This is a genomic window from Streptomyces sp. NPDC093586, assembly GCF_044764905.1.
Classification (GTDB): Bacteria; Actinomycetota; Actinomycetes; order Streptomycetales; family Streptomycetaceae; genus Streptomyces.
In genome coordinates, this window is sequence record NZ_JBIWJA010000008.1 from 42017 (window position 1) to 66997 (window position 24981).

At 72.5% G+C, this 24981-nt stretch carries 21 protein-coding genes and 4 pseudogenes; 12 read left to right on the forward strand and 13 right to left on the reverse strand.

The features are described 5' to 3' along the window. Window position 1: 1 nt before the first annotated feature. From ACIRFH_RS11360 to ACIRFH_RS11390, 7 genes and pseudogenes are all read right to left on the reverse strand, one after another. Window positions 2-1285 (reverse strand): Gfo/Idh/MocA family protein, encoded by a 1284-nt coding sequence (locus ACIRFH_RS11360; RefSeq protein ID WP_403519212.1) that lies wholly within the window; start codon window positions 1283-1285, stop codon window positions 2-4. A gap of 83 nt (window positions 1286-1368) precedes the next feature. After that, window positions 1369-2412: a substrate-binding domain-containing protein gene (locus ACIRFH_RS11365; protein WP_403519214.1), complete on the reverse strand. Its 1044-nt coding sequence runs from the start codon at window positions 2410-2412 to the stop codon at window positions 1369-1371. Window positions 2413-2429: 17 nt separating this feature from the next. Next, a complete protein-coding gene (locus tag ACIRFH_RS11370) occupies window positions 2430-3449 on the reverse strand; it encodes an ABC transporter permease (protein ID WP_403519216.1) in 1020 nt (339 codons plus the stop codon). After that, complete coding sequence (locus tag ACIRFH_RS11375) at window positions 3446-4963, reverse strand: sugar ABC transporter ATP-binding protein (protein WP_403519218.1); 1518 nt, start codon at window positions 4961-4963, stop codon at window positions 3446-3448. Before ACIRFH_RS11375 ends, ACIRFH_RS11370 begins: the two co-directional genes overlap by 4 nt. Before the next feature lie 133 nt (window positions 4964-5096). Continuing rightward, complete coding sequence (locus ACIRFH_RS11380) at window positions 5097-6281, reverse strand: ROK family protein (protein ID WP_403519220.1); 1185 nt, start codon at window positions 6279-6281, stop codon at window positions 5097-5099. Between the two features lie 189 nt (window positions 6282-6470). Further along, window positions 6471-6620, reverse strand: a pseudogene (locus tag ACIRFH_RS11385) (GntR family transcriptional regulator); the annotation flags it as partial. A 35-nt stretch (window positions 6621-6655) separates the two neighbouring features. Further along, window positions 6656-7603 (reverse strand): beta-ketoacyl-ACP synthase III, encoded by a 948-nt coding sequence (locus ACIRFH_RS11390; protein ID WP_403519222.1) that lies wholly within the window; start codon window positions 7601-7603, stop codon window positions 6656-6658. Window positions 7604-7953: 350 nt separating this feature from the next. Here ACIRFH_RS11390 and ACIRFH_RS11395 point away from each other — a divergent pair. Both ACIRFH_RS11395 and fdhD read left to right on the forward strand, forming a co-directional pair. Further along, window positions 7954-8211: pseudogene (locus ACIRFH_RS11395) on the forward strand (hypothetical protein); the annotation flags it as partial. Continuing rightward, complete coding sequence (gene fdhD / locus ACIRFH_RS11400) at window positions 8181-9029, forward strand: formate dehydrogenase accessory sulfurtransferase FdhD (RefSeq protein WP_403519224.1); 849 nt, start codon at window positions 8181-8183, stop codon at window positions 9027-9029. The pseudogene ACIRFH_RS11395 and the gene fdhD, both read left to right, overlap by 31 nt. 390 nt (window positions 9030-9419) lie before the next feature. Here the strand turns inward: fdhD and ACIRFH_RS11405 are convergent, their stop codons facing one another. Further along, the gene (locus ACIRFH_RS11405) at window positions 9420-9863 is read right to left on the reverse strand and encodes a MarR family winged helix-turn-helix transcriptional regulator (RefSeq protein WP_403519226.1); all 444 of its coding nucleotides are present in this window, start codon (window positions 9861-9863) and stop codon (window positions 9420-9422) included. A gap of 86 nt (window positions 9864-9949) precedes the next feature. Here ACIRFH_RS11405 and ACIRFH_RS11410 point away from each other — a divergent pair, with 86 nt between their 5' ends. Then, complete coding sequence (locus ACIRFH_RS11410; protein ID WP_403519227.1) at window positions 9950-10867, forward strand: zinc-binding alcohol dehydrogenase family protein; 918 nt, start codon at window positions 9950-9952, stop codon at window positions 10865-10867. Between the two features lie 20 nt (window positions 10868-10887). Here the strand turns inward: ACIRFH_RS11410 and ACIRFH_RS11415 are convergent, their stop codons facing one another. Then, entirely contained in the window at window positions 10888-11925 is a 1038-nt protein-coding gene (locus tag ACIRFH_RS11415; RefSeq protein WP_403519229.1) for a bile acid:sodium symporter family protein, read from the reverse strand. 153 nt (window positions 11926-12078) lie between these two features. Between ACIRFH_RS11415 and ACIRFH_RS11420 the strand changes: the two genes are divergently transcribed. From ACIRFH_RS11420 to ACIRFH_RS11435, 4 genes and pseudogenes are all read left to right on the forward strand, one after another. Then, window positions 12079-12966: a LysR substrate-binding domain-containing protein gene (locus ACIRFH_RS11420; protein ID WP_403519231.1), complete on the forward strand. Its 888-nt coding sequence runs from the start codon at window positions 12079-12081 to the stop codon at window positions 12964-12966. 267 nt (window positions 12967-13233) lie between these two features. Further along, window positions 13234-15060, forward strand: coding sequence for an AMP-dependent synthetase/ligase (locus ACIRFH_RS11425; RefSeq protein ID WP_403519233.1), 1827 nt, complete (start codon window positions 13234-13236; stop codon window positions 15058-15060). Window positions 15061-15143: 83 nt separating this feature from the next. Next, window positions 15144-15980, forward strand: a complete 837-nt coding sequence (locus ACIRFH_RS11430; RefSeq protein WP_403519234.1) for an aldo/keto reductase — start codon at window positions 15144-15146, stop codon at window positions 15978-15980. Window positions 15981-16067: 87 nt separating this feature from the next. Further along, a pseudogene (locus tag ACIRFH_RS11435) lies at window positions 16068-16319 on the forward strand (Tn3 family transposase); the annotation flags it as partial. A 237-nt stretch (window positions 16320-16556) separates the two neighbouring features. On the opposite strand, the gene ACIRFH_RS11440 reads toward ACIRFH_RS11435, so the two are convergent. Next, a complete protein-coding gene (locus tag ACIRFH_RS11440; protein ID WP_403519236.1) occupies window positions 16557-18266 on the reverse strand; it encodes a glycoside hydrolase family 6 protein in 1710 nt (569 codons plus the stop codon). Between the two features lie 889 nt (window positions 18267-19155). Then, window positions 19156-19344 (reverse strand): hypothetical protein, encoded by a 189-nt coding sequence (locus ACIRFH_RS11445; RefSeq protein ID WP_403519238.1) that lies wholly within the window; start codon window positions 19342-19344, stop codon window positions 19156-19158. Window positions 19345-19621: 277 nt separating this feature from the next. On the opposite strand from ACIRFH_RS11445, the gene ACIRFH_RS11450 reads away from it, so the two are divergent. From ACIRFH_RS11450 to ACIRFH_RS11470, 5 genes and pseudogenes are all read left to right on the forward strand, one after another. Continuing rightward, window positions 19622-19960 (forward strand): antibiotic biosynthesis monooxygenase family protein, encoded by a 339-nt coding sequence (locus ACIRFH_RS11450; protein ID WP_403519240.1) that lies wholly within the window; start codon window positions 19622-19624, stop codon window positions 19958-19960. Next, window positions 19957-20844, forward strand: a complete 888-nt coding sequence (locus ACIRFH_RS11455) for an NAD(P)-dependent oxidoreductase (RefSeq protein WP_403519242.1) — start codon at window positions 19957-19959, stop codon at window positions 20842-20844. Before ACIRFH_RS11450 ends, ACIRFH_RS11455 begins: the two co-directional genes overlap by 4 nt. Then, a complete protein-coding gene (locus ACIRFH_RS11460) occupies window positions 20841-21851 on the forward strand; it encodes an amidohydrolase family protein (RefSeq protein ID WP_403519244.1) in 1011 nt (336 codons plus the stop codon). Before ACIRFH_RS11455 ends, ACIRFH_RS11460 begins: the two co-directional genes overlap by 4 nt. After that, window positions 21848-23080, forward strand: a complete 1233-nt coding sequence (locus ACIRFH_RS11465; RefSeq protein WP_403519246.1) for a cytochrome P450 — start codon at window positions 21848-21850, stop codon at window positions 23078-23080. Before ACIRFH_RS11460 ends, ACIRFH_RS11465 begins: the two co-directional genes overlap by 4 nt. A gap of 178 nt (window positions 23081-23258) precedes the next feature. After that, window positions 23259-23528, forward strand: a pseudogene (locus ACIRFH_RS11470) (transposase); the annotation flags it as partial. Window positions 23529-23832: 304 nt separating this feature from the next. On the opposite strand, the gene ACIRFH_RS11475 reads toward ACIRFH_RS11470, so the two are convergent. Continuing rightward, a complete protein-coding gene (locus ACIRFH_RS11475) occupies window positions 23833-24573 on the reverse strand; it encodes a class I SAM-dependent methyltransferase (protein ID WP_403519248.1) in 741 nt (246 codons plus the stop codon). Between the two features lie 4 nt (window positions 24574-24577). Beyond that, complete coding sequence (locus ACIRFH_RS11480) at window positions 24578-24883, reverse strand: 4a-hydroxytetrahydrobiopterin dehydratase (protein WP_403519250.1); 306 nt, start codon at window positions 24881-24883, stop codon at window positions 24578-24580. Window positions 24884-24981: the final 98 nt, after the last annotated feature.

Genomic DNA, 24981 nt, shown 5'->3' on the forward strand with positions numbered 1-24981 from the left:
CTCAGACGACGGTCGACGTGATGGCGACGGGGGTGTAGACGGAGTTCTTCCCGGCGCTCTCCTCCACGGCCGCGAGCACGCGCTGCACCTGCAGCCCGTCGGCGAAGGAGGGTTCGGGACTGCGGCCCTCGGCGACCGCGTGGACGAGGTCGCGCACCTGGTGGGCGAAGGTGTGCTCGTAGCCCAGTCCGTGGCCCGGCGGCCACCAGGCGTCCAGGTAGGGGTGCTCGGGCTCGGTGACGAGGATGCGGCGGAAACCGGCGTACTCCCCCGGTTCGGTGCCGTCGTGGTACGACAGCTCGTTGAGCCGCTCCAGGTCGAAGGCGAGCGAGCCGCGCTCGCCGTTGAGTTCGATGCGCAGGGCGTTCTTGCGGCCGGTGGCGTACCGGGTGGCCTCGAAGGAGGCGAGGGCGCCGGAGGTGAAGCGGCCGGTGAACACGGCGGCGTCGTCCACGGTGACCTCCCCCGTGCCGGCGGCCGACGTGGCGGACAGGCCCCGCGCGGCGCCGCCGGGCAGGGGACGCTCCCGCACGAAGGTCTCGGTGAGGGCGGAGACGCCGGCGAGCCGCTCCCCGGTCAGGTACTGGGCGAGGTCGACGATGTGCGCGCCCAGGTCGCCCAGCGAGCCGGAGCCGGCCTGCTCCCTGCGCAGCCGCCAGGTCAGCGGGGCCTCGGGGTCCACCAGCCAGTCCTGGAGGTACGTCACCCGCACGTGCCGCAGCCGGCCGATGCGACCCTCGGCGACCATGCGCCGGGCCAGCGCGGTGGCGGGCACCCGGCGGTAGTTGAAACCGACCATGGCCAACTGGCCGCGGGCGGCGGCCTCCTCGGCGGCCCGGGTCATCGTCTCCGCCTCGGCGACGGTGTTGGCGAGGGGTTTCTCGCACAGGACGTGCTTGCCGGCGGCGAGCGCGGCCAGCGCGATCTCGGCGTGGCTGTCGCCGGGGGTGCAGATGTCGACGAGGTCGATGTCGTCCCGTTCCACCAGGGCCCGCCAGTCGGTCTCGGCGCTCGCCCAGCCGAGCCGGTCGGCCGCCGTGCGGACGGCGTCGGCGTCCCGGCCGCAGATGGCGGTCATGACCGGGTTCAGCGGCAGGTCGAAGACCCGGCCGGCGGTACGCCAGCCCTGGGAGTGGGCGGCGCCCATGAAGGCGTAGCCGACCATGCCGACGCGTAGCGGCGGTCTGGTCGCGGTCGCCCCCGTGGCCGTGGTCCCGTCTGCGGTACCGGTCCCGGTGGCTGTCGGCTCCGCCCCGGCCCCCTCGGGCTGCTGCGGCTGTCCCATGCGGATGTCCTCCTCGTCGTGGTGGCGCGGTGGGGGGTGGACCCCGCCCCGGCGGACTGGTCAGGTCCGCGGGGCGGCGGGCCTCACTTGAAGCCGGTGGACATGTACTGGTCCACGTTCTCCTTGTCGACGACGGCCGAGTAGCAGGTGACCGTCGAGGGGATCTCGAACTCGGCGAGTCCGCCGATGCCCTTGCCCTGGCCGAGGGCCCGGGCCAGGTCGATGGCGGAGGCCGCCATGGTCGGCGGGTACAGCACGGTCGCCTTCAGGACGCCGCTGTCGGCCTTGATGGCCTGGAAGGCGGAGAGCGCCCCGGCTCCGCCGACCATCAGGAAGTCGTCGCGGCCCGCCTGCTCGATGGCGCGCAGCGCGCCCACGCCCTGGTCGTCGTCGTGGTTCCACACGGCGTCGAACTTCGGCTGGGCCTGCAGGAGCTGGGCCATCTTGGCCTGGCCGGACTCGACGGTGAACTCGGCGGCCTGGCGGGCCACCTTCTTGATGTTCGGGTAGTTCTTGAGGGCGTCGTCGAAGCCCTGGGTGCGCTGCTGGGTCAGCTCCAGGTTGTCCAGGCCGGCCAGTTCGATGACCTTGGCACCGGGCTTGTCCTTGAGCTTCTCGCCGATGTAGTGGCCGGCGTTGAGGCCCATGCCGTAGTTGTCGCCGCCGATCCAGCAGCGGTATGCCTGGGGGCTGTTGAAGATGCGGTCGAGGTTGACGACCGGGATGCCGGCGCGCATCGCCTTCAGTCCGACCTGGGTGAGTGCCTTGCCGTCGGCGGGCAGCACCACGAGGACGTCGACCTTCTTGTTGATGAGGGTCTCGATCTGGCCGATCTGCTGTGCGGTGTCGTTGGAGCCCTCGGTGACCTCGAGGGTGACGTCCGAGTACTTCTCGGCGCGCTTCTTGGCGTTTTCGTTGATGGCGTTGAGCCAGCCGTGGTCGGCCTGGGGGCCGGCGTAGCCGATGGTGACCGGCTTGCCGGGCTTGTCGTCGGCGGCGGGCCGGTCGTTCGCGGCCGGCTTGTCGTCGTCCGTCTCGTTGCTGGTGCAGCCGGTGAGGAAGGCACCGGCGGAGACGGCGGCGGCTCCGAAGAGCAGTCCTCTGCGACTCGCGTTGAGTTGCTGCATGGTGGTGAACCCTTTCCTCAGGTCGTGCTCCCGGTACGGCGCTGGACCAGCACGGCGACGACGATGATCGCGCCCTTGGCGATCTGCTGGACGTCGCTCTGCAGGTTGTTCAGGGCGAAGATGTTCGTGATCGTGGTGAAGATGAGGATGCCGAGGACGGAGCCGACGATGGTGCCGCGGCCTCCGGTGAGGAGCGTGCCGCCGATGATCACGGCGGCGATGGCGTCGAGTTCGTAGAGGTTGCCGTTGGTGTTCTGGCCGGAGCCGGCCAGGACGATCAGCAGGAAGGCGGCGATGCCGCAGCACAGCCCGGACAGCAGGTAGAGGTAGAGCCGCTGGCGGCGGACGTCGATGCCGGCGAGCCGGGCGGCCTCCGCGTTGCCGCCGACGGCGACCGTGCGGCGCCCGAAGGTGGTCCGGTTGAGCAGCAGCCAGCCGATGACGGTGACGGCCGCGAACACCAGGACCAGCGGCGGGACGCCCAGCACGTAGGAGTCGCGTTCGCCGAGGTCCAGCACGCCGGGCACCGTGACGACCTGGGTGCGGCCCTCGGTGATCTGCAGTGCGAGACCGCGGGCCGAGGCCAGCATGGCGAGGGTGGCGATGAACGGGACCACCCGGCCGTAGGCGACGAGCACGCCGTTGACCAGTCCGCAGCCGAGCCCGACCACCACCGCGGTGAACAGGATGCCGGCGAAGCCGTACTCCTGGGTGGCGACCGTCGTCGCCCACACCGAGGCCAGGGCGACGATGGCGCCGACGGACAGGTCGATGCCGCCGGAGATGATCACGAAGGTCATGCCGACGGTGACGACGCCGATCACGGACGCCTGGGTGAGCACCAGTTGCAGGTTGCGGGTGTCGAGGAACGAGTCGGGCTGGGTGATGCCGCCGATGAGGACCAGCACGGCGAGCACGCCGAGCAGGCTCAGGGTGCGCAGGTCGGCGCGGGCCGTCAGGCTCCGCCAGGCCGGCGGGGCATCCGCGGATGCCGCCTTGCCGGTGCCGCCCCGTGGCGGGGACACATGCTGCGTCATGACGCCGGGCTTCCTTCCATCACGAGGTCGAGTACGCGGTGTTCGTCGAGTTCGCGGGCGGGGGCCTCGTGCACGACGCGGCCCTCGCGCAGCACCAGCACGCGGTCGGCGAGGCCGAGCACCTCGGGCACCTCACTGGAGACCAGCAGCACGGCGAGGCCCTCGTCGGCGAGGCGGCGGATGACCGCGTAGAGCTCGGCGCGGGCGCCGACGTCGACGCCGCGGGTGGGTTCGTCCAGGAGCAGGACCCGGCAGCCGCGCAGCAGCCAGCGGGCGAGGACCGCCTTCTGCTGGTTGCCGCCGGACAGGGTGCGCACGGGCGCGGACGGGATGTCGGGCCGCAGGGACAGTTCGCGGGTGGCCGCCCGGGACGCGCCGAGTTCGGCGCCGCGGTCGATCCAGCCGCCGCGCGAGAAGCGGGACATGGCGGAGACCGACACGTTGCGGGTGACGGACTCCAGCATCAGCAGGGCCTGCGCCTTGCGTTCCTCGGGGGCGAGCCCGAGTCCGGCGCGGACGGCGGCGCGCACACTGCCGGGCCGCAGCGGGCGGCCCTGGACGAGGACCTGTCCGGCACTGGCCTTGCGGGCCCCGTAGACGGTCTCCAGGATCTCGGAGCGGCCGGAGCCGACCAGCCCGGCCAGGCCGACGATCTCGCCGGGACGGACGTCCAGGTCGAGGGGGGCGAACTCGCCCTCCCGGGCCAGCCCCCGCACGCTCAGTACGGGCTCCGCCGCCGGCGGCGAGGCCGGTCGCTCGGGAAAGACGTACTCGACGTTGCGTCCCGTCATCAGCGCCACCACGTCGCGGGTGGGTGTCGTCCTGGCGGGCAGTCCGCCGGCGACGGCCCGGCCGTCCTTCAGGACCGTGACCCGGTCGCCGATGCGGCGGATCTCCTCCAGCCGGTGCGAGATGTAGACGACGGCGACCCCGTCGGCGGTGAGGTCGGCGACGATGCGGAAGAGGTTGTCGACCTCGTCCGGGTCGAGGGCCGCGGACGGCTCGTCCATCACGATCAGCCGTACGTCGTGGGAGAGCGCCCGCGCCATGGACACGATCTGCTGCTGTGCCGCCGACAGGTCGCCGACCAGCCGCCCGGGGTCGACCTCGGGGTGCCCGAGCCGCTTGAGCAGCTGGGCCGTCGACGCCTTGGCCGCCCTGCCCCGCACCACGAAGCCGGCGGTGGTCGGCTCGTGGCCGAGGTGGACGTTCTCGGCGACCGACAGATGTTCCACCAGGTCGAGTTCCTGGTAGATGGTGGCGATGCCGAGGCGCATGGCGGCGATCGGCGAGCGCAGGGTGACGTCCTCGCCGCGCCAGCGGATGGTGCCGGTGTCGGGCTGGTGGGCGCCGGCGAGGACCTTGATGAGGGTGGACTTGCCGGCCCCGTTCTGGCCGAGCAGGCAGTGCACCTCGCCGGCCTGGACGTCGAGGTCGACGCCGTCCAGGGCCCGGACTCCGGGGAACGACTTGGTGATGCCGGACATGCTGAGCAGCGGTGGTTCTGGTGCCATGTGAGGTCCCCTCGGCGGGCGTACGGGCCGGTATCAGGGCAGAGCAGGGCAAGGCAGGACAGAGCGCTGTGCTGGTGGGACTCGGAGGCGGGTGGTGCCTACGCGGGTGGGAAAGCGGGTGGGAAAGCGGTGCCTACGCGGGTGAGAAGAGGTGGTCGCTGATCAGCCGGGCCGCGCCGATGACGCCGGCGGTGGGGCCCAGCTCCCCGAGGACTATGGGCAGGTTGCCGGTCGCCAGGGGCAGCGACTGGCGGTAGACCTGCGTGCGGATCGCGGCGAGCAGGTTGTGCCCGAGGCCGGTCACCCCGCCCCCGATCACGACCAGGCCCGGGTTGAAGAAGCTGACCAGGCCGGCGATGACCTGGCCGGTGCTGCGGCCGCCCTCCCCGATCAGGTCGAGTGCGGTGGGGTCGCCCGCGGCGGCCGCGGCGGCGACGTCGGCGGCGCTGAGGGCCCCGCCCGCCGCCTCCAGCCGGCTCGCGAGCTCGGCGGACCGGCCCTGTTGGGCGGCCTCCGTGGCGTCGCGGGCCAGTGCGGCGCCGCTGAAGTGCGCCTCCAGGCAGCCCCGGTTGCCGCAGGCGCAGGGGCGCCCGTCGGGCACGGCCTGGATGTGGCCGATGTCGCCCGCGCTACCCGTCGTACCGCGGTAGACGTCACCGCCGACGACGATGCCGCAGCCTATGCCGGTGCCTATCTTGACGACGAGGAAGTCGGCGACGGTGCGGGCGACGCCCGCGTGCTGCTCCCCCAGCGCCATCAGGTTCACGTCGTTGTCGACCATGACCGGGCAGCCGAGTTCCTGGCTGAGCGCCTCCCGCACGGGGAAGCCGTCCCAGCCCGGCATGATCGGCGGAGCCACCGGCACGCCCTCGGGGAAGCGGACCGGCCCCGGGACGCCGATGCCGGCGCCGTCGAAGCCCTCCGCGAGCCCCGAGGCCCGCAGCTTGGCGGCCATGGACAGCACCTGCTCGAAGACCGCGACCGGCCCCTCGCGCACGTCCATGGGCTGGTTGATGTGCCCGAGGATCTCCAGTTCGGCGTTGGTGACCGCGAGGTCGATCGAGGTCGCGCCGATGTCGACGCCGAGGAAGCGGAGTTCGGGGTTGAGGCGGACGTTGTGGGAACGGCGGCCGCCGCGCGAGGCGGCGAGTCCGTCGGCCACCACCAGCCCGGTCTCCAGCAGCCGGTCCACCTCGACCGCCAGCTTGGACCGGGACAGGTCGACCTGGTCGCCGAGCTGGGCGCGGGAGTTGGGGCCGCCGTCACGCAACAGCTTCAGCAGCCGGGCCTGGTGGGCGTTCGCAGGTCGTGCCGTCATACGTCTCACGAACCCCTCCCCGCCTCGATCGGCTTGAGTCCACCGGTGTTCCGGGCCACATCCGTGGCTTGCTTTCGGAGGGAACGTAGCAGTGGGTGCCGGGTGTGGGAAGAAGTCGCGCACGAATTACTGCGAACTTTCTCCACTGAGAGGACAAAGGAGAGGTGCGGGCCCCGGCGGCCGGGGACATGACGAGGCCGCCCGGCGGGCGCGCCGGGCGGCCCTGGCCTCCAGCAGCGCACGGCCCGTCAGGAGCAGGCCGGCCTCCTCCTCGGTGGGCTCGTGCACGAACGCGCCCTGCGTCGGGCGCGGTTCGTCCCAGCCCTCGGTCCGGGAGCGGAAGCGCCGGCCGCATCACGGCGCGGGCCGTGCCGTCACGGGCAGCGGACGACCTGCCCGGCGTAGGAGAGGTTCCCGCCGAAGCCGAAGAGCAGCACCGGGTCCCCGGCCGTGATGTCGCCCCGTTCGACGAGCTTGGAGAGGGCGAGGGGGATGCTCGCCGCCGAGGTGTTGCCGGACTCCACGACGTCGCGGGCGACGACCGCGTTGACGGCGCCGATCTTCGCGGCGAGGGGTTCGATGATGCGCAGGTTCGCCTGGTGCAGGACGACGGCGGCGAGGTCGGCGGGCTCGAGTCCCGCGCGTTCGCAGGCCCGGCGTGCGATGGCGGGCAGTTTCGTGGTCGCCCAGCGGTAGACGCTCTGCCCCTCCTGCGCGAACCGCGGGGGCGTGCCCTCGATGCGGACGGCGTTGCCCATCTCGGGCACCGAGCCCCACAGCACCGGTCCGATCCCCGCCTCCTCGCCCGGGGCGCAGGGCTCCACGACGGCGGCCCCCGCCCCGTCGCCGACGAGCACGCAGGTGGTGCGGTCGGTCCAGTCGGTCACCTCGGACATCTTGTCGGCGCCGATGACCAGGGCACGGTGCGCCGAGCCGGCCCGGACGGCGTGGTCGGCGGTGGCCAGGGCGTGGGGGAAGCCGGCGCAGACGACGTTGAGGTCCAGCACGGCGGGCTCGGGGATGCCGAGGCGGGCCGCCACCCGGGCCGCCATGTTCGGCGAACGGTCGATGGCGGTGGAGGTGGCGACCAGCACCAGGTCCACGTCCGCGGGTGTCAGCCCGGCCGCGGCGAGCGCCTTGGCGGCGGCGTGCCCGGCCAGCTCGTCGACGGGCTCGTCGGGTCCGGCGATGTGGCGGGTGCGGATGCCCACCCGGCTCCTGATCCACTCGTCGCTGGTGTCGACCATGCCCGCCAGGTCCTCGTTGGTCAGAATCCCGGCGGGCTGGTAGTGGCCGACGGCGGTGATGCGCGAGCCGTGCATGGATGGAATCCTCGTTGCCTCGGGGACGGGATCCACCAGTGTGATGAGTGACCGGTGAGTACGACGGCAGGTGAAGCGACAGGAATCGGGCGCCCGCATTGTCGGCTTCGGTCAGCATCCGTGACGCCCTCCCCCTCGTCCGGTGAACAACCGGGGTGCCCGCTCGCGCCAAGCCGTGTCCGGAACCTTCCCTCGGCCCGCCGGAGTCCTCCCGGGAGGGCCCGGACCGCTCCGGCACCGGCCTCCGGCGGGCCCGCGGGTGAGGCCCGCGACCGGCGCGATCCGCCGCTGCCGGGGCCGCACACGCTCGACGACAGGGCCGGCCTGCTCGGCGGGGGACGGGGTCCGGCATGCGGGCGGCGGGCACCCGGGACGGGGCACGGCGGACGGGGACGACCGCGGTGTGCGCGTACTGCGGTGCGGGCCACGACCTTGCCCCGCACGTGCGGGACAATGAGACCGCCTGGGTCACCTCGCCGCACGACGGCCCGGTGACCCACGGCGACCTGTGCATCAAGGGCCGCTTCGGCCACCAGCACGTACAGAACCGGGACCGACCGGCACGAGGGGCACGGACATGGGACGAGTCACGGAACGACGCAAGGTGATCCGCATCCGGGACGGGGCGGTCTCCACCCGCCCGGACACCTTGGTGGCCGAGGAACCGCTGGAGATCCGGCTGAACGGCAGGCCGCTCGCGATCACCATGCGCACTCCGGGCGACGACTTCGCGCTGGCGGCCGGTTTCCTGGTCAGCGAGGGTGTGCTGGCCGAGCGGGACGACCTGCAGAACATCGTGTACTGCGCGGGCGCGACGGCCGACGGCTCCAACACGTACAACGTGGTCGACGTGAAGACGGCCCCGGACGTGCCGGTCCCGGACATCACGCTGGAGCGCAACGTCTACACGACCTCGTCCTGCGGTCTGTGCGGCAAGGCCAGTCTGGACGCGGTGCGCACCACGGCCCGCTGGCCGATCGCCGACACTCCCCCGGTCCGGGTCACCCCGGAGCTGCTGGCGGCCCTGCCGGACCGGCTGCGCGCCGCCCAGCGGGTCTTCGACCGCACCGGCGGACTGCACGCGGCGGCCCTGTTCACCGAGGACGGTGAGCTGGTGGACGTACGGGAGGACGTGGGCCGGCACAACGCGGTCGACAAGCTGGTCGGCCGCGCCCTGCGGAACGGGGACCTGCCGCTGTCCCGGTCCGTGCTGCTGGTGTCGGGCCGGGCCTCCTTCGAGCTGGCGCAGAAGGCGGTGATGGCGGGCATTCCGGTGCTCGCGGCGGTGTCGGCGCCGTCCTCGCTGGCGGTGGACCTGGCCGCCGAGACGGGGCTGACGCTGGTGGGCTTCCTGCGGGGCGCCTCCATGAACGTGTACGCGGGCGAGGACCGCGTCGCCCTGCGGGCCGCGGCCGCCCAGGGCTGACCCGCCTCCCTCGCGGCACGGCGGCGGGTCCCGAGCGGTCGGAGAGCGCCCGGGTGGAGCGGGTGGGGCGGGCGACGTATCGGGCCGGGACCCCGGCCGGCGACGCGCGGAGCGGGTGGGGCGGGCGACGTATCGGGCCGGGACCCCGGCCGGCGACGCGCGGAGCGGGTGGGGCGGGCGACGCATCGGGCCGGGACCCCGGCCGGCGACGCACGGAGCGGGTGGGGCGGGCGACGCATCGGGCCGGGACCCCGGCCGGCGACGCACGGAGCGGATGGGGCAGGCGACGCATCGGGGCGGGACCCCGGCCGGCGGGAAACGTCCCCTGCGTCGCAGGGCCCCGCCTCGACCGGACCACCGCCCGGCGTGCGCCGGCCGGATGCCGGGCGGTCAGCCGTCGGCGCCCGTACCGGCGATCCGGCGGACCATGTCCAGCAACCGCGCCCGCTCCTGCGCCGTGAGCGGGGCGAGGAGTTCGTCGTTGGCCGTACGGGCCGCCTTCTCGCACCGCGCGAGCACCCGGCCGCCCTCCTCGGTGAGGGAGACCGCGTTCTTGCGGCGGTCGTCCGGGTCCGGGGCGCGGACGACGAGGCCGGCGGCCTGCAGGTCGTTGAGGACGCCGACCAGGTCCTTCGGGTCGAGGCCGATACCGCGGCCGAGGTCGGCCTGGGCGACGGGGGCGAGGTCGCGGACGGCGGAGAGCACCACGTGGTGCCACATCTTCAGGCCCTCCGCGGCCAGTGCCTCGGCCACCAGGGCCCGGCCACGGGCGGCGGCCCTCCCCAGGAGCCAGCTGGGCAGGGAGCGGATCTCGGGAAGCGGTGCGTCGGCCATGGGCCCCAGCCTACCCAAAAGTCGTTGGACCTCCCCACGACCCCCTCTTATCGTTGGGTCTCCCAACGGCATATGGAGGTGCGTCGATGCGCCGTGTCCGGTACGCGTCCCCCGGAGGCCCGCTGTTCCTGGAGGAGGCCCCCGTCCCCGAGCCCGGCCCGGGCGAGCTGCTGGTGCGCTGCGAGGCGGTCGGCGTCACCCTGCCGGTCGTCCGCAAGGTCACCGAGGCCGCCGAGCCGGTCCCGCTCGGCGGTGAGGTCGCCGGGGAGGTGGTGGCCACCGGTGACGGTGTGACCGGCTTCCGGGCGGGCGACCGGGTGACGGGGCTCTGCTTCGGACACGGCTACGCCGACTTCGCCGTCCTGCGCCGGGAGATGGCCTCGCCGATCCCCGACGGGGCCGGTGCCGTCGACGCGGTCGCGCTGGTCCGCAGCGGCCTGGTGGCACTCGGCGCCCTGTCGGCCGCCCACCCCCGGCCGGGCGAGTCGGTGCTCGTCACGGCCGCGGCCAGTGGGGTCGGCCAGCTGGCCGTGCGGCTGGCACGGACGCGCGGCGCGGCCAGGGTCGTGGGCGCCGTCTCCGACCCGGCCAAGGCGGACTTCGTGCGCTCCCTGGGCGCCGACGACGTCGTGGTCTACGGCGACGACGACTGGGGCGAGCCCGTCGACCACGTCCTCGACGGGGTGGGCGGCGACCTGCTCGCCCCGGCCGTCGCCGCCCTCGCCCCGGGCGGCCGGCTGGTGGCGTACGGCTCGGGCGGCGGGACCGTCCGGGCGTACGACCTGCTGGTGGGCTCGAAGACGGTGACGGGGTTCCAGATGGCGCGGATCGCCCGCGAGCAGCCGGAGCTGTACGAACAGTGGCGTCAGGAGCTGTGGCGCCTGTTCGCCGAGGGAACGCTCCGACCCGCCGTGCACGGCGGGTTCGGGCTGGCGGACGCGGCGAGGGCGCACGAGGCCGTCGGGTCGCGCCGCAATCTCGGAAAGGTCGTCCTCGTCCCCTGAGACACCCCCCGCGACGGGTCTCAGCGGCAGCGGGGCCCCGTGCCGGCGGCCGGCCGTGACGCCGTGGCCGGCTCGCCCGGGGCCGTCGCCTCGGGATCGTGCGCCCGGCGCTTGGCGATGACCGCGCACACCATCAGCTGCATCTGGTGGAAGAGCATCAGTGGCAGCACGGCCAGCGAGGCGTGCGCGCCGAACAGGACGCTCGCCATGGGCAGGCCGGAGGCGAGGGACTTCTTGGAGCCGGCGAACTGGATCGCGATCCGGTCGGCCCGGCCGAAGCCCAGCGCCCTCGCCCCGTACCAGGTCAGCAGCAGCATCACGGCGAGCAGCACCGCCTCCACGACCAGCAGGCCGGCCAGCCGGACCGGGCTCACCTGATGCCAGATGCCCTGCACCATGCCCTCGCTGAACGCCGTGTAGACGACGAGGAGGATCGAACCGCGGTCGACGAGTCCGAGCACCTTCTTGTGCCGGGCGACGAACCCTCCGATCCAGCGGCGCAGCACCTGCCCCGCGACGAACGGCACCAGCAGCTGGAGCACGATCTTCACGACCGAGTCGGCGGAGAAGCCGCCCCCGCTGTTGCCGAGCAGGGCCGCGGCCAGCAGCGGTGTGAGGACGATGCCCGCCAGCGAGGAGAAGGAGCCGGCGCAGATCGCGGCGGGCACGTTGCCGCGGGCGATGGAGGTGAAGGCGATCGACGACTGGATGGTGGACGGGACCAGGGTGAGGAAGAGCAGCCCCTGGTAGAGGGGGTCGGTCAGCAGGACCGGGACGAGCCCGCGGGCAGCGAGGCCCAGCAGCGGGAAGACGACGAAGGTGCAGGCCAGCACGGTGACGTGGAGACGCCAGTGACGCAGCCCGTCCATCGCCTCACGGGTGGAGAGCCGGGCCCCGTACAGGAAGAAGAGGAAGGCGATCGCGAACGTGGAGGCCCCGGAGGCGACGTCGGCTCCCGTGCCGCGGGCCGGCAGCAGTGCCGCGAGGCCCACCGTCCCGAGCAGCAGCAGGACGTACGGGTCGATCGGCATCCAGCGCGGCCATCGCAGGCGTTTCACGGTGCTCCACTTGCTCGTGCTTGCTCGTTCTCTTCGTGCTCCGGCGGGGTCACGGGTCCCCGCTCCATCGTGCTTCCTCACTCTGCGATCGGGAATCCGGCACACCGCTCTCACTGTCATCATGTTTCGCGATGACCGGGTACGGTGGGCCGTGTGTACGACCCCTCCCATCTGCGGACTTTCCTGACCGTGGCCCAGACGCTGAGCTTCACCCAGGCCGCGCGGCGGCTCGGGCTGCGCCAGTCGACGGTGAGCCAGCACGTGCGGCGACTGGAGGACGCCACCGGGCGGCAGCTGTTCACGCGCGACACGCACTCCGTGGAGCTCACCGAGGACGGCGAGGCGATGCTGGGCTTCGCGCGCCGCATCCTGGACGTGCACGAGCAGGCGGCGGCCTTCTTCGCCGGCACCCGGCTGCGCGGCCGGCTGCGCTTCGGAGCGTCCGAGGACTTCGTGCTGACCCGGCTGCCGGAGATCCTCGAGGGCTTCCGGCACGAACACCCGGAGGTCGACCTGGAGCTGACCGTGGAGCTGTCGGGCACGCTGCACGAACAGCTGGCCGCCGGGAAACTCGACCTGGTGCTGGCCAAGCGGCGCCCCGAGGACCCGCGCGGCGAGCCGGTCTGGCAGGACCGGCTGGTGTGGATCGGCGCGGAGCGGCTGCGCCTGGATCCGGACCGTCCGGTGCCGCTCATCGTCTATCCGCCGCCGGGCATCACCCGCGCGCTCGCGCTGGACGCGCTGCAGCGGCAGGGCCGCGAGTGGCGCATCGCCTGCACCAGCGGCAGCCTCAACGGGCTGATCGCGGCGGCCCGCGCGGGCCTCGGCGTGATGGCGCACTCGCGCGGGCTCGTCCCGCCCGGCCTGGTGCGCGTGCCGGAGCGGGCCGGGCTGCCGGAGCTGGGCCGCGTCGACTTCGTGCTGGTGCACGGGCGCCGCCGCCCCTCGGCGCAGGGCGCCGCGGACGCGCTGGCGGCGGCGATCCTGGCGGGCGGCGACCGGCTGCACCGGCCTCGGCGTGCGGGCCTCGCGCAGGTGTGACGGAATCCGGGGCGCCCACGCCGAAGAAAGGGACGGCGGCTCCGTACCGACGGTAAGCGGGGCGTACAGATTCGGTGGAGATTACGGCGCCGGAACTTACCCAACCGTAAGGAAACTGTCCGTCCCTTCCCCATGTGAGCGCATTTCCTCCCACTGACCGGCGCGGTCACGAGCCGTGCCCGGTTTCGCCGGCCCTCCCACCCCTGCCCCGCGTGGGGTAGCTTTCACCGCGCCGTGCGGGGTGTCACCAGGAGCGGGGAGCGGGGTTTGCGCGAGTTCACCAACCCTCCGTCGGCGTCGGCACCGCCGGTGGGCGGTCTGGCCGACGTGGTCTTCCGGCATGCAGAGGAGGATCCGCGGCACATCGCGCTGGGCCGCAAGGACGAGGACGGGCGGTGGCGGGACGTGACCGCCGGCGCGTTCCGCGACGAGGTGCTGGCCCTCGCCAAGGGCCTGCTCGCCCAGGGCGTCCGCTTCGGCGACCGGGTCGCCATCATGTCCCGCACCCGCTACGAGTGGACGCTCTTCGACTTCGCGCTGTGGGCGATCGGCGCCCAGGTGGTGCCGGTCTACCCGACCTCCTCGGCCGAGCAGTGCCTGTGGATGCTGTACGACGCCGAGGTGACGGCGGCGGTGGTGGAGCACGAGGACCACGCGATGACGATCGCCACCGTCATCGACCGGCTGCCGCGCCTGCGCGGCCTGTGGCAGCTCGACTCCGGCGCCGTCCAGGAGCTGTACGACGCGGGCGCCCACCTCGACGACGAGGTGGTGCACCGGCACCGGCAGGCGGTCACCCCCGACTCGGTCGCCACCGTCATCTACACCTCGGGCACCACGGGCCGCCCCAAGGGCTGCGTCATCTCGCACGGCAACCTCATGTACGAGGCGGACACCGTCATCGAACGCTGGGAGCCGGTCTTCCACTCCAGGAAGGGCGACGAGGCGTCGACCCTGCTGTTCCTGCCGCTCGCGCACGTCTTCGGGCGGATGGTGGAGGTCGCGGCGGTCCGGGGCCGGGTCCGCTTCGGCCACCAGCCGCAGCTGAACGCCGCGGCCCTCCTGCCGGACCTGGCCGCCTTCCGGCCGACGTTCATCCTGGCCGTGCCGTACATCTTCGAGAAGGTGTTCCACGCCGCCCGGCGCAAGGCCGACAAGGAGGGGAGGTCCGGCCCCTTCGAGAAGGCCGTCGACGTGGCGGTGAAGTACGCGGAGGCGGTGGAGGCCAAGGCCTGGGGCATCGGCCCGGGCCCCTCGGCGGGCCTGCGCGTGCAGCACCAGCTGTTCGACAAGCTCGTCTACGCCAAGGTGCGGGCGGCGATGGGCGGCCGCATCCGCAACGCCATGTCGGGCGGCTCGGCGATGGACCGGCGGCTCGGCCTGTTCTTCGCGGGCGCGGGCGTGCAGATCTACGAGGGCTACGGCCTGACCGAGTCCACCGCGGCGGCCACCGCCAACCCGCCCGAGCGCACCCGCTACGGCACGGTCGGCCGCCCCATCCCCGGGGTCGCCGTGCGCATCGCGGACGACGGCGAGATCTGGCTGAGCGGCGGCAACGTCTTCCAGGGCTACCTCAACGACCCGAAGGCCACCGACGAGACCCTCCACGACGGCTGGCTGGCCACCGGCGACCTGGGCTCGCTGGACGAGGACGGCTACCTCACCATCACCGGCCGCAAGAAGGAGATCCTGGTGACCTCCGGCGGCAAGAGCGTCTCACCGGGCCTGCTGGAGGAACGCGTCCGGGACCATCCGCTGGTCAACCAGTGCATCGTCGTCGGCAACGACCGCCCCCACATCGCCGCGCTCATCACCCTCGACCAGGAGGCGGTCGAGCACTGGCTGACGATGCGCAACAAGCCCCGGATGGCCCCGGCCGACCTGGTGCGCGACGCCGACCTGGAGGCGGAGGTGCGGCGCGCGGTCGTCGCGGCCAACACGCTCGTCTCCCAGGCCGAGTCGATCCGCACCTTCCGCATCCTGGCCCAGCCGTTCACCGAGGAGCACGGGCTGCTGACCCCGTCGCTGAAGCTCAAGCGCAAGGCCATCGAGAAGGCCTACGCCGCCGAGGTCGAAGCCCTGTACCGGATCTGAGTTCCGCGGTCAGGAATGCACGGCGCCCCGTGATCGTTGACCATGGGAGTACCACCTGACCACAACCGAAGGATCAAGAGCTCGTGAGCAGCAAGGTCCCCCCGATCATCCTGAACAACGGCGTCGAGATGCCCCAGCTGGGCTTCGGCGTCTGGCAGGTGCCGGACGACGAGGCCGAGACGGCCGTCGCCACGGCCCTGGAGGCCGGGTACCGCAGCATCGACACAGCGGCGATCTACGGCAATGAAGAGGGCACCGGCAAGGCCATCGCCGCCTCCGGCATCGCCCGCGAGGACCTCTTCGTCACCACCAAGCTCTGGAACAGCGACCAGGGGTACGACTCCACCCTGCGCGCCTTCGACACGTCGCTGGCCAAGCTCGGCCTCGACTACGTGGACCTGTACCTGATCCACTGGCCGCTGCCGTCGAAGGACCGCTACGTCGACACCTACAAGGCGTTCGAGAAGCTGTACGCCGACGGCCGGGTCCGGGCCATCGGCGTCTCCAACTTCCTGCCGGAGCACCTGGAGCGGCTGATCGCCGAGACGTCGGTCGTCCCGGCCGTCAACCAGATCGAGCTGCACCCGCACCTCCAGCAGCACGCCGCCCGCGAGGTCCACGCGGAGCAGGGCATCGCCACCGAGGCGTGGTCCCCGCTCGGCTCGGGCAAGGGCATCCTGGAGATCCCTGCGATCGTGGCGATCGCGCAGAAGCACCAGCGCACCCCGGCCCAGGTCGTGCTGCGCTGGCACCTCCAGCTCGGCAACGTGGTGATCCCGAAGTCCGTGACGCCGTCGCGGATCAAGGAGAACATCGACGTGTTCGACTTCTCCCTGGACACCGAGGACCTCGCGGCGATCAGCGCGCTGAACGAGGACCGCCGGCTGGGCCCGGACCCGGCGGAGTTCGACGTCGCCTGACCCGCGCACGCCCGGAGGGGCCCGGTCCCACGGACCGGGCCCCTCGGCGTCGGCGCGTCAGACCGTCGGCCGCACCGCGGTAAGGAGTCCCCGGAGGTCTCCATGCTCGCCCTGCACCTGCTCCGGTCGGCGCTGGTGCATGTCACCCCCCTGCTCCTCCAGAACATCCTGAGCGAGGAGAAGTGGCAGCAGCGGCCCACCGACGCCGACCGGCGGGCCCTGTCCCCGCCGGTCCGGTCCCATGTGAACCCCTACGGCCGGTTCGAGCCGGACATGGACTCCCACCTCGAACTGGTCGCCGCCCCCAAAGTGCCCACTGCCCAGCCGGCGGGCGGCTGAGCAGCCCGGTGCCGCGGCAGGCGACGTTCGCCCGGTGAGGAGCGGCGTCCGGTGCGTGCTCCGGAGGTCCCCCCCGGCCGGAGGCTGGGGGGAGTGCCGGCCGGAAGCCCTCGCACTGGACGTACGCGGGCTTCCGGCCGGTGCGGCGAGCGGGGGCACCCCCTCCGGGGGGGGCGTGCCGGACGCCGCGACGGAGCGAACGTCGCCTGTTGCGGCACTAGCTGTGCCGGAGCCCGCTCACGGCAGGGGCGGGTAGGCGTTCTTCATCAGCTCCTGGAACTGCGCGGAGAACCACTTCCCGGAGAGGGGGGCGTCCGGGAGGGCGCCGGACATGCTGTTGCCGTTGCGGGCGTTGCCGGTGTACGTCGGGTCGCACATCCGGTCGAATCCCTTGCCCTCGTCGTTCGGGATCTCCTTGCTCGCGCCGTCCGACTCCCCCGGCGGCTTCATCCACACGTAGGCGTCGATGCCCGGCTCGGGGTTGGCCCTCGGCCGTTCGCCGAGGCCCGCTCCGGACTGGTTGCACCAGTTGCCGAGGTGGATGCGGCGGTCGTAGCGGCCGCCGTCGACGTAGGTGTCGACGTTGGTGGTGGCGCCGGGGCCGGCGGGCCGCTGGGTGCCGCCCCAGCCGTTGCGGGAGGTGTCGATCAGCATGCCGATGTTCTTGTCGAAGCCGATCGAGACCAGCTTGTCGCGCATGGCCTGGGCGTAGGAGAGCTCGTCGGTGTAGCGGTTCCAGTCGACCCACTTGGACTGGCGCACGGACGTGCCGTTCACACTGTCCGTGATCTTGAAGTGGTCCTCCTTCAACGCGCTGTAGTTGGCGGTGTTGACGATGAAGCCGTGGACGTCGTTCACGGTGGCGCCCTCGGTGGTGGCGGCCGTCTTGAACATGTCGGCCGAGGCGCCGAAGTTGTCGTCCCAGCCGAGCCATCCGTGGTGGCCGGCGTCGATGTAGTTGTAGACGTTGGGGATGTCGCCGAGTTTGTTCAGGGCGTAGCCGACGCCCTTCTGGTAGTTGCCGTTGGCCTTCATCACGTCGCAGTTGGGCGTGGCGGTCGGCCGGCCCGAGACGTTGGTGACGAGGTTGGGCAGCGAGTCGATCTCGACGGTGGTGACGATCCTGAGCGAGGCGTACTTCGGGTCGGCGAGGATCGCGGCGATGGGGTCGATGTACTGCGTCTTGTACTTGTCGATCTCCGTCGGGCCCAGCTCGCCGTTGGAGGCCAGGGCCGAGCAGTCGCGCCCGGGCAGGTTGTAGACGACGAGCTGGATGTACAGCTCGCCGGAGCCCTTCTGCCGCAGCGCCTCGTCGAGGTGGTCGCGCAGGCCCATGCCGTCGCCCACGCCCTCGACGGCCGCGATCCGGTCCAGCCAGACACCGGTGGGCTGGTCGGCGATCCGGCTGCCGCCGGGTTCGGCCGCCGCCTTCGCGGACCACTCCGGGTTCACGTACCCCTTGGCGCCGGCGTACGGGTTGTCCACCCGGCCGGACGGCCCGGTGGGGTCCGGCGGGTCGGTCGGCCCGCCGTCGACGTTGCAGGTCACCCCGTTGAGGGTGAAGGTGGCCGGGATCGCGTTGCCGCCGCTGTAGGTGGCCTGGAATCCGAAGCTCGCCGAACCACCGGTGGCGAGCGTGCCGTTGTAGGACTCGTTGACGGCCGTGACGGCGGCACCGCTCTGACTGATCTTCGCGTTCCAGCCGTTGGTCACCTTCTGGCTGCCGGCGTACGTCCAGCCCAGCGACCAACCGGAGGTGGGGGCGCCGTTGTTGGTGACGGTCACGGCGGCGGTGAAGCCGCTGCCCCAGTCGTTCTGCACCTGGTAGTCGACGGTACAGGCGGCGGCCGCCGCGCCGGCGGTCGCGGTGTGGGCGGCGAGGGCCGTGCCGGAGGCTCCGGCGACCAGCGTCAGAGCGGCGAGCATCGCGGTTCTCGTCCGGGTCATGTGTGGGGGTCCCTTCTTTCGTCGGGGTGGGGGGTGCGGGGTCGTACGCCTGCCGGGCGCGGGCCCGAGCCGGGCGGCATGGGGGCACCGCCGCGGCCGGAGGCCGGGAACGGCCCGTGGGCAGGGGGAGGCGGCCCGCGGGGGAGCTGTGCACCGGTACATCGGCCGATCACGCGTCGGACCGGCCGCAACGGCGGCTGGAGGTCCTGAGCGCGGGAGGTGGAGCGGGGGGTGACGCACGAGCGGCTCCTTGCGGCCCGGACGCGCCGTGGCGGCCGTACCGACCGGTGGAACCGCTCCCACTGGTTCAGCGAAGGTAGCGCCAAGTGACGGTGAAGAACAGAGGAGTCACCGACTTTCCGCGACTTTCCGTCCGCACCGCCTGTCGAATTTTTTCGACTCCTCACACGTCTTGACCGCCCGGAACCCCCTCCTCAGTATGGGAGCGCTCCCACTGGTTCACGGCTTGCCGCCCCTCCCCCCACTCCCCTTCGAGCCGCAAGGAGGAACCAGCACCATGCACCCCCGACGCGGGCACGGACGCCGCCGCACGCACCATGAGCCTGACTCCCCCTCAACTCCATTGATTACCAGGCATGTTGGACCGGAAGGGCCGTACGCCAGGGGATGAACACCGTCGGCCTCGGTGCCGTCACGGATCACGGGACGAACCTCCCGGGAACGGATGGGTTCCGCCTCCCGGTCGCCGCCGGGGACAGCCGGGTTGCCGCCCTGCGGTGAGCGACCTGACCGGTGGGTACGGGCCGTGAGACACCCGCGGGCAGGCCGGCCCCTGCCGATTGCGGGCCGCCATCACCGCCGTGCACGACGAGGCCGAGCACACCGACGCCACCGAGCGGCCCCAGGCCTTCGCCCTGTACGACCTCCTTCAGCGGTCCGGGCCGAATCCGTCCGGCCCGCCGTCGAAGTCCCCTTCGCCCTGCGACCAGTGCCACCCCACGGCCCAGCGGCCACAGTGCTCGACGAGGGCACACGACACGGCGTCCGCCCAGGGCCCGGCCACGTCCGGCTCCAGGCGCTCGTCGCCGGGTCGGCGAAGCAGACGCCGGGGCGTCACGGCGCGTACTCGGCCGGTCCGAGCGAGCGCACCGCCGACACGCTGTCGAAGGGAGGACGGCCCGCGCCGGAAACAACTGCGGCCCGTCGGTCCGCCGCCTCCACGCGCGCGTTCGAATCCGCCTCGTCCGGGGCCTTCCCCCTACACCCGGACGGACTAGTCGACAGAGCACGCCCCTTCTCCCACCTGGCCCGTGCACCCGTTGGAGTTGCGTCGTCACGGAGCGCATGAGTCCTTGGTAAGCGTGTCCTACCGGATCTCACCATCAGGAGGAGACATGGGCACTGTCCAGAGCGGCCAGACGGCCGAGAGGCTGTCCGTCGTTTTCGCGGTCCGTGTGATCGAGGGCGGCGAGCAAGGGTTCCTGGAGATGTACGAGCAGATGCGGAAATCCGTCGCTCGTACCCCCGGGCACATCGTCGAACGGCTGGGAGAGCCGGTCGACGGCTCCCGCCAGTGGGTGATCACCAGCGAGTGGGAGACCCCCGAGCACTTTTTCGCCTGGCAGCAGAGCGATGACCACCAGGAACTGGTGGCCCCGCTCCGCAACTGGGTCGACTCGACGCAGTCACTGCGGTTCCGGGTCGTCAAGGAGACCGTGAAGGAGAAGTCATGACGCACCCCACCGATGGCCCCGTCGCCGTCCTCGGCCTCGGCACGATGGGTGCCGGCCTCGCCTCACGCCTGCTCGCACAGGGCATATCCGTGCGGGTCTGGAACCGTACCCCCGAGCGGGCCGAACCACTCGTCCGGGCCGGCGCCGTCGGCGCCGGACGCCCCAGCGAAGCCGTCGAGGGCACGAGCGCCGTCATCTGCACCGTCTCCGACGGAGACGCCCTCAGAACCGTGCTGCGCGGCCCGGACGGCGTCCTGTCCAGGGGCACCTACCCCGGCGCACTGATCTGCGCCAGCACCGTCGCTCCCGAGGAAGTCGTCCGCCTCGCCGAGGACGTGCCCTCCGTCATGGACGTCGGCATGCTCGGCAACCGCGACCACGCCCGCGACGGCGAACTGCGGCTGTTCGTCGGCGGCGAGGAGCGGGTCTTCGCCGCCGGCCGGCCCCTGCTGGAGATGCTGGGCAAGGAGGTCGTCCACCTGGGCGCACTCGGCTCCGGCATGCGGATGAAGCTGCTCCTCAATCTCCTCATGGGGATAGAAGTGCAGGCCATGGCCGAGGCCGCCGAACTGGCGGCCGTCTCCGGCCTCGACAAGCAGCTCGTCCTCAGGACGATCGCGGGCAGCGGCTTCGCCTCGCCGGTCATGTCGTTCAAGTCGCGGCGCCTGGCCACCGGGCATTTCGACGAGCCGGACTTCCGGCTGCGTCTGATGGCGAAGGACCTCATGCTCGCCACGGAGCAGGCGGCCGCGGCAGGCCTGCGTCTTCCGCTCACCGCCGCAGCCGCACAGACCCACGCCCGTGCCACCGAGCAGGGGCTCGGCGACAAGGACTGTGCCGCGGTGATCCGCGCAGTCACATCGGAACAGGGAACCCACGCATGATCATCGACATCCACGGGCATCTGTCCCCGCCCCAGGCGGCCGGCCGCTTCCCCATGCCTCCGAGCCTGACCGACGTCGACGGCATGCTCGCGGCCCGCGCCGAGGCCGGGATCGACCTCACCATCATCGGCAGCCCGGTGGGCGCCGGCGCGATGGCACGGGTCCCGGGCGTGGACAACTACAAGCAGCCGCGCGACCGGCTGCGTGGTTTCCACGCCTGGATGTCGGGGCTGATCTCCCAGTTCCCGGACCAGTTGCGCGGGTACGTCTACGCCAACCCGTTCGGCGACGACGATCACCTGGAAGGGGTGCGGGAGACCCTGGCGGACCCCGCGTTCGTCGGCCTGATCACCACGTCCAGCGTCCACGGCGAGCTGCTCGGCTCGCCGCGGGCGGACTCCTTCTTCGCGCTGGCCGCGGAGGCGGGAGTCCCGGTCCTGGTACACGCACCGGCCGAACCGGCCGGCACGGAGAAGGTGGACACCATGGGCTTCGTCGAGCAGATCGGCCGGTTCGGCGACGTCACCCTGGGCATGGCCATGATCGCGTTCGCGGGATGGCTGGACAAGTACCCGGACCTGCGGCTGATCGGCGCGACCGGCGGCGGCGCGATGGCGCTGCTGCCGGAGCGCCTGCAGACGGCGGCGAGCCCTCGGCACTGGGGCGGCGGAGCGCCGCCCCCCGCCGCCGCGCCGCCCTCCGCCGCCCCGGCCGCCCGGCCGGCGGCCCCCGCCGCGCCGCCTTCCATCCCGCCGTCGGCCGACCCCGCCGCGGCCCTGCAGCGCATGTACGTCGACACCAGCCCGTCCAGCCCCGCGCACCTGAGTCTCAACGCGGAGGTCCTCGGACCCGAGCGGATGCTGTTCGGCAGCGACTCGCCGCCGTTGTCCGCGCCGCTGGGGGACCTCATCCGCATGATCGAGAAGCTGCCCCTGGACAAGGCGTCCCAGCAGCTCATCCTCGGCGGCAACGCCGAGGCCCTCTTCGACCTCGGGAGCCGCCCGTGACCACCACGCAGGACCCCGTCACCACAGCCGAGCGGTGCACCGCCGATTTCCGGCGCAATCCGCACCCGGTCTACGCCGCCCTCCGGGACACGGCGCCCGTCTGCCCGATGAAGCCGCCGCACGGCGTCGAAACGTATCTGATCACACGGTACGAGGACGCCCGGGCCGCGCTCTCCGACCCCCGGCTGGGCAAGGACATGTACGGGGCCATGGACGCCTACCGGAGAATCTTCGGTGACTCGTCGGTCTCGCTGGACGACAACATGCTCAACGCCGACGCGCCCAAACACACCCGGCTGCGCGAACTCGTCAGCGCCGAGTTCACCCCGCGCCGCGTCGAGGCGCTGCGGCCGAAGATCCAGGCGATCGTCGACCAGCTCCTCGACGCCTGCCCCACCCGCGAACCGCTGGACCTGCTGCCCGCGTTCGCGTTCCCCCTGCCGATCAACGTGATCTGCGAACTGCTCGGCGTGCCGCCCGGGGAACGGGCCCGCATGCAGCACCTGTCCACCACAGTGGCGCAGACAGGCTTCGGCAAGGAAGCCAAGCAGGCCCAGCAGAAGGCGGAAGAGGACCTGCACGCCTACTTCACCGAACTCGTCGCGCGCAAGCGCGAACACCCCGGTGACGACCTGCTCAGCGCGCTCACCGAGGTCCAGGACAAGGACGGCGGCCTCACGGAGAACGAGCTGGTCTCGACGGCGTTCCTGCTGATGTTCGCCGGCCACAAGACGACCGCGTACCTCATCGGCAACGCCGTCCACCACCTCCTGGCCAATCCCGCACAGCTGCACGCCGTCCAGGAAAACCCGGAGCTGGTCGGCCCCGCGGTGGAAGAACTGGTGCGCTACGACGGGTCGGTGGAAAGCGCTACGTTCCGGTTCGCGACCGAGGACGTGGAGATCGGCGGTACGCGGATTCCCAAGGGCGCACTGGTACAGATCTCGCTCCTCTCGGCGAATCGCGACCCACGGAAGTTCGACGCTCCGGACGACTTCGACGTGAACCGGCCGGGAAGCACGCACCTGGGCTTCGGCCACGGCAGCCACTACTGCCTGGGCGCACCCCTGGCTCGGCTGGAGATGCGACTGGCCCTCACCAGTCTGTTCGGCCGGTTCCCCGGGATCGCTCTGGCCGCTCCCGAAGCCGGGCCGAAGTGGTTGGAAGTCCCCTTCCCGGCCTTCCGCGGCCTGGCGGAACTGCCCGTCGTGCTCGACCCGCACAAGTGACCGGCCGACCGGCCACCGTTCAACTCAGCACTGCCGCCGCACCGCGCGCCGAGGACCGGCTCCCCGCCAAGGGAGCCGGCCCCGGCCGTTCCCCCTCCGGGTCAGCCGGCCCCGACCATCGTTGCGCCGCTCCTCGGCCACCTGCACGTCGTCTCATGTGGGTTCGTGACCTTGGGGCATGACGCTCGTGGAGCGGCTGGCCCCGGGCAGGTCGCGGGAGTTGTCCCAGCGGGTGGTACCGCCCGCTCCGACACGGCCGCAAGGCGGTGGGCGGCGTCGTCACGGTGACCGTGAGGTGCTCGCGGCGATCGTCTCCGCGGCCACGACGGGCTGCACGTGGCGGCGGTTGCCGCCGGTCTTCGGTCCGTCGGCGCCGACCGCGCACCGGTGTTCCACCGAGTGGAGCACCGCCCGGGTCCGGGCGGGACCGCACCGCCCGGTCGGGGACGGGACGGTTCCTGCTGCGGGGCCGCGGAGCGCCGCGTCGCCGCAACGGGTCGGACGCTCGTGCGTCTGGACCGCCTGGCCGTCAACGCGCGCCTGAACCCCTACTGCCCGGACACCGGTTACCGCGTCGTCGGCCACCAGGCGGGCAAGCCGCGGCCGAGCGGCACGCCCGAGTCGTTCACTCTCTGGAGAAGACCTGCGGGCCGGTCGCGGAATGGTCCGGCCGGTGCGCCGTCCTCGGCACGCTTGATCCATGTGCTCGCCGGTGCGGCGAGGTGAGGTACTCCCGCGGTCCGGCCTTCCCGCTACGGTTTCGCGAAGGCGCGGAGGGTGAACACCGGGTCGGGGCGAGGGCGTTCCTGGTCCGGTAAGGCCGCGAGGCGGGTGGCGAAGCGGTCGGCGAGTTCCCCGCCCGGCGGGAGCGTGACGAACCAGCCGCGTCGCAGGTCGGCGATCGTGCGGCGGGGGCTGCGGCCCTGGCCGTGGCCGGTGAAGCGGGCCTCACCGGCCGGTGTCAGGCCGTGGGCGCGGGCGTAGGACTCGACCCGCTCGGCGGCGTCGCGTGCCGTGCTGGGCGGCCGGGAGGCGAGTACGGCGTCGATGTCGCTGCCCACGTTGTGCGAGGCGCCCTTGTCGACCGTCGTGATGTACACCCCGCCGGGCCGCAGCACGCGGGCGCACTCGCCGACGACGGTGCGCGCGTCCTCCGCGCCGCCGGCCAGGTGCAGCAGCCACACGCTGCTCACGGCGTCGAACTCGCCGTCCCGGAAGGGCAGCCGGCGGCCGTCGGCCAGCACGACGGCGCCGGGCAGCCGGGCGGCGGCCCGGCGGGCCATGGCGGGGGCGAGGTCGGCTCCGGTCACGCGCAGGCCCGCCCGTCCGGCCGCGAGCCGTCCGGTGACGAGGCCGGTGCCGCAGGCGACGTCGAGGAGGCCGCGGGCGTGCGGCGGCACCAGGCTCAGGACCGCCCGGGCGGCCGCTTCCGCACGGGGCTCGCCGCCGCGCAGGACGTCGTACCGTTCCGCTTCCTCGTCGTAGTCGAGCACCCCGTCAGTGTGCCCCGTGGCTCCCGGCCAGGTCCTCCACCCTGCGGGCGAGCTCGACGTCCTTCTCGGTGACGGCGCCGCCCGCGCTGTGGGTGCTGACCGCCAGGGTCACCGTGTTGTAGCCGAGGGTCAGGTCGGAGTGGTGGTCGAGTTCCTCCTGCACCTGCGCGATGTGCACGACCATCGCGGTGGCCGCGAAGTGCGAGTCGAGCCGGTAGGCGCGGGTGAGGCGGTCCCCGTCGAGGGACCAGCCCGGCAGCTCGGCCAGCCGTTCCTCGATCTCCTTGTGCGACAGCGGTTCCACGGGCATGGGCTGCGCTCCTCGTCTGCTGGGATACGGGCACGGCACCGTACGACTCCGTCCCCTTCCAGCCTGCCACAGCAGGGCCGGGGCGGGCCCGCGGTCGG